Source organism: Glaesserella sp., from assembly GCF_041814905.1.
Taxonomy (GTDB): domain Bacteria; phylum Pseudomonadota; class Gammaproteobacteria; order Enterobacterales; family Pasteurellaceae; genus Glaesserella.
Map to the genome: position 1 here is coordinate 1 of NZ_JBGXYA010000068.1, position 4,458 is coordinate 4,458.

Genomic DNA, 4,458 nt, shown 5'->3' on the forward strand with positions numbered 1-4,458 from the left:
CACAGGGCTTCCCACTCTGCTTCATTCATTTCAAGCAGTGTTTTGGTTTGCCAAAAAAGCGGGGTGATTTGAAGATTTTTTTGCAACATTAGCGAATCACAACCGCTGTGCCGGTCGCAACGACAATAAACATCCCTTTGTCACCGCCCATAGATTGATATTCCATAGACACACCGACAACGGCATTTGCGCCGACTTTTTTCGCTTCTTTTTCCAATTCTTCCAAAGCTTCTTTTCTCGCACTATTTAATTTGCTTTCATAAGCGCCTGAACGTCCGCCAATCACATCGGTAATACTCGCTAAAAAATCACGGATAAAGTTTGCACCTGACACGACTTCACCAAAGACTAAGCCTTTGTACTCAACGATTTGGTGATTTTCAATATTTGGGGTTGTGGTAATAATCATAATTTTCCTATTTTAGTTGTTGTTTAAGAGATTGTAGCGCAATCGCTCTATGGGAGATTTTTTTCTTCTCGACAGTTTCAAGTTCTGCAAAGGTGCAGTTTTTAGGCGGATAGAAAAATAGTGGATCGTAGCCAAAACCGTTTGAACCACGCTCTTCTCGTAAAATTTGTCCGTAGCATTCGCCTATGGCAATTTTCGGAGTAGGATCGGTCGGGTGCTGTAACATCACAATACAACTAACAAATTTTGCCGTGCGATCTTCATTGGCAACATTTGCCATTTCAGCCAATAATTTTTGGCGATTGGCTTGATCGTTCCCTTCTTCACCTGCATAACGAGCAGAATAAAGCCCCGGTTCACCGCCCAATGCTTCTACCGCTAAACCTGAGTCATCGGCGATTGCGGGTAAACCTGTCATTTGTGAGGCATGACGGGCTTTAATCAATGCATTTTCCACAAAGGTTAAGCCGGTTTCTTCCGGGCTCTGAATGCCAAATTCACTTTGGGCAATCACTTCAAAGCCAAATTCGGCTAACACATCTGCCATTTCTTTCACTTTGCCTTGGTTTCCTGTCGCAAGGACAATTTTGGTTTTGTTCATTCTATTTTCCTGTTTTTGCAAAATTTTTATCAAATCAGACCGCTTGTCTTAATACAAACTCGGATCACTTTCATTCGGTCGGGTTTTAAAACGACGATGTAGCCACATATATTGGCTCTGAGCTTGCATAATCTCGCTTTCTACCACCTTATTCATCAACGTTGCGGTATCAACGTCATTTTCACACTGACTAAAATCTACCGCAGGGCTGATTTTGACGGTATAACCTGAAAAATCTTCATTTCGCATTGGGGTGAACGGCACAACGAGACTATTTGGGGCGGAACGTAATAACATTCTTGTTCCAGCTGTTGTACACGCCTCTTTCACCGCAAAAAACGGCACAAAGACGCTGTTTTTGCGTCCATAATCGTGATCGGGAGCATACCAAATAGTTTCTCCTGCCCGAAGCACTTTAATCATACCGCGTAAATCTTTGCGATCTAGCATGGCTTTGTTAGAACGTACCCGTCCACGAAATTGAATCCAATCTAACAGCAGATTATCATTCGGGCGATAAACGCCGATCCCTTGATGATGAAGCCCCACAATTCTTGCCCCCAGTTCAAGGGTTAAAAAATGCACACCGACAAAAATAATCCCCGTGCCTTCAGGCTGATTTTTCAGATGTTCCAACCCTTCTATTTTCGACCATTTAAGAATACGTTCATCCGACCAAAACCACGCCATCCCTGTTTCAATAATTGCCATGCCGACTGATTCGGCATTTTTAGCTAAAATCTCATCAATTTGACCAGCGGTATAATCCGGGAAGCAAAGTTCCAAATTCCGTTTGGCAATACGCATACGACGTTTACCAAAACCTAATCGAAGAAACAGTTTGCCTAAGCCTTTACCTATTTTCACTAAAATCGGATAAGGCAGTGCCAAGATCAGTTTAAAAATCCCCAATCCGAGCCATAATCCCCAATATTTCGGGTGCAAAAATGCGCGTTGGAAAGGGGGGAGTTGCTTAATTTCTGTCATCGTCTTTTCGCCTGTTACAAGAGAAGGTGAGATTATAATCAATAACACAATAAAAGTGTTAAGTAGATCAAATTTTTGAGTTTTACTTCATTTTAGGGGTTGATATTTTGGAGTGAAAAGCATAATTTGAAGTCAAGATTAATTCGACCGGAATTGGTCCATAACAAAAAGAGGAAAATGCTATGACAATCAATATTTCAAGCAAACAAATGGAAGTTACACCTGCAATTCGTACTCACATTGAAGAACGCTTGGCAAAACTAAATAAATGGCAAACCCAATTAATTAACCCGCATTTTATGATCCATAAACAACCGAATACTTATCAAGTGGAGGCATCTATCGGTACCCCTGTAGGAGATTTATTTGCGAAAGCGGAGGACGCGGATCTTTACAAGGCAATTAACGAAGTCGAAACAAAATTGGAAACGCAGTTAAATAAACAAAAACATAAAGGAGAAGCCCGCAGAGCGGATGAAAGTATCAAAAAGCTCAATGAAAATAACTAATTCAGTCTATTGATACACAAGCCAAGCAACATGCTTGGCTTTTTTGTTATTCGTCACGTAAAAATAACGGTCCCAATCTTCCCTTTGGAATACCGAAATGTTCGGGATAACCGACGTCAACCAAATACAGCCCTTCAGCTTTGGCGGTGGCCGCCGCAACGGTTCTGTCTTTTTGTTCCAACAACCATTTCATCCATTCCGGCGGTTGTCTACCCTGCCCGATGTCAATCAAACTACCGACAATATTGCGCACCATATGATGAACAAAAGCATTTGCCTGAATATCAACGACAACATAATCCTGATAACGCGTTACCGTCAAATGATGCACATTGCGCCACGGTGTATGGGATTGGCATTGTGCGGCGCGAAAACTGCTGAAATCGTTTTCACCCAACAAGTATTGCCCTGCAAGATGCATTTTTTCATGGTTCAATTCATGATAATAATGCGATACACCGTGAGGCAAAATGGCGGGACGCAATTTATGGTTATAAATGATATAACGATAACGACGCGCCGTTGCACTGAAACGGGCATGGAAATCGTCACTGACATTCACCGCCCACTTGACCGCAATATCCGCCGGCAAATGGGTATTTGTCCCGAAACACCAACTTTGTAGCGGGCGGTTCGTCTCCGTTTCAAAATGCACAACCTGCCCGGTCGCGTGTACGCCTGCATCGGTTCTACCGGCGCACAGCACCTCAACGGGTGTATTGGCGATAACGGAAAGCGCCTCTTCCAACTTTTGTTGAACGGAATCGACGTTCTGTTGACGTTGCCAACCGAAATAACGGCTTCCGTCATATTCAATGCCCAGTGCGATTTTCATTATTTTTGAATGAGAGATAAAAATTCTTTACGCGTATCACGATCTTGTAAAAACACACCACCAAATGCCGAGGTAATGGTTTTACTGTTTGTGTCTTTCACACCGCGGCATTTAACGCAGAAATGGGTTGCTTTGACATACACCGCGACATCATCCGTTTCCAAAATGGTTTGAAACGCCGTCAGAATTTGTTCCGTAAACCGTTCTTGAACCTGAGGACGTTGAGCAAAGAACTGCACGACGCGATTAATTTTAGACAAGCCGATAACCCAATCTTTCGGATAGTAAGCCACGGCAACCGTGCCGTCAATTGTCACAAAATGATGTTCACACGTGCTGGTTAACGTGATCTCGTCTACCAACACCATTTCGCTGACTTTCATCCGATTCTTAATTTTAGTGATTTTTGGAAACGTCTCATAATCCAAACCGCTGAAAATTTCATCCACATACATTTTTGCCAGACGCTGAGGTGTTTCTTCCAAGCTGTCATCACGTAAATCCAACCCTAACAGCTCTAATACCGAACGCATATGCTGTTGGATCTCTGCGCGACGAACGTCTTTATCTTTACGATGTGCCACGGTTGGCGTTTCGATACCCTTTAACAAGAGTGCGTCTCTTACGCTTCGGGCTTCCGGGGAAATATTACTCATGGGGGTTCCTTTAAAATTTTAGGCGAAAGATTCTATCAAATTACCCTAAAAATACAACGAACCAAGCCAAAATCGTGTAAAATCATATGGCTTTCAGCAAAAAAGAAGAATCATATGAATTATTACCACTTTAATCACAAGCTTGTTTCCGACGAACAACAGTCGTTTGTACAACAATTATTGGATTGCAAAACATTCAACGGATCCGACCGCTTGTTGGGCTGCGCAAAAGGCAGAGGAACTACATGGTTTCTCAATACCCAAGCGGAACTCAGCGTAAACAGTGTATTGCGTCATTATTATCGTGGCGGATTGTTCGGAAAATTCGTCAAAGACCGCTATTGGTTTAGCGGTAATGAAAATACCCGTGCAATGAAAGAGTTTGCCTTATTACAACAACTATACCGTTGGAATTTGCCCGTTCCCCGCCCGATTGCAGTGAAAATCACACGGCAATGCTG

The 4,458-nt window shown here is 42.8% G+C and carries 7 protein-coding genes; 2 read left to right on the plus strand and 5 right to left on the minus strand.

Translation table 11 applies throughout. The features are described 5' to 3' along the window. Window positions 1-88: 88 nt before the first annotated feature. The 3 genes from ACEYJ7_RS09740 to ACEYJ7_RS09750 are packed head-to-tail and all read right to left on the minus strand — an operon-like array spanning window position 89 to window position 1,997. Entirely contained in the window at window positions 89-409 is a 321-nt protein-coding gene (locus ACEYJ7_RS09740) for a heavy metal-binding domain-containing protein (protein WP_162855990.1), read from the minus strand. Between the two features lie 7 nt (window positions 410-416). Further along, the gene (locus ACEYJ7_RS09745; RefSeq protein WP_373778908.1) at window positions 417-1,010 is read right to left on the minus strand and encodes an XTP/dITP diphosphatase; all 594 of its coding nucleotides are present in this window, start codon (window positions 1,008-1,010) and stop codon (window positions 417-419) included. Between the two features lie 48 nt (window positions 1,011-1,058). Continuing rightward, window positions 1,059-1,997, minus strand: a complete 939-nt coding sequence (locus ACEYJ7_RS09750) for a Kdo(2)-lipid IV(A) acyltransferase (RefSeq protein WP_373778909.1) — start codon at window positions 1,995-1,997, stop codon at window positions 1,059-1,061. Window positions 1,998-2,179: 182 nt separating this feature from the next. On the opposite strand from ACEYJ7_RS09750, the gene hpf reads away from it, so the two are divergent. Then, a complete protein-coding gene (gene hpf / locus ACEYJ7_RS09755; RefSeq protein ID WP_373778910.1) occupies window positions 2,180-2,506 on the plus strand; it encodes a ribosome hibernation-promoting factor, HPF/YfiA family in 327 nt (108 codons plus the stop codon). 46 nt (window positions 2,507-2,552) lie between these two features. Here the strand turns inward: hpf and truA are convergent, their stop codons facing one another. Further along, the gene (gene truA, locus ACEYJ7_RS09760; protein WP_373778911.1) at window positions 2,553-3,341 is read right to left on the minus strand and encodes a tRNA pseudouridine(38-40) synthase TruA; all 789 of its coding nucleotides are present in this window, start codon (window positions 3,339-3,341) and stop codon (window positions 2,553-2,555) included. Then, complete coding sequence (gene folE / locus ACEYJ7_RS09765) at window positions 3,341-3,997, minus strand: GTP cyclohydrolase I FolE (RefSeq protein WP_373778912.1); 657 nt, start codon at window positions 3,995-3,997, stop codon at window positions 3,341-3,343. Before folE ends, truA begins: the two co-directional genes overlap by 1 nt. Window positions 3,998-4,111: 114 nt before the next feature. On the opposite strand from folE, the gene ACEYJ7_RS09770 reads away from it, so the two are divergent. Next, the coding region (locus ACEYJ7_RS09770) for a lipopolysaccharide kinase InaA family protein (protein WP_373778913.1) at window positions 4,112-4,458 on the plus strand (347 nt) is incomplete at its 3' end.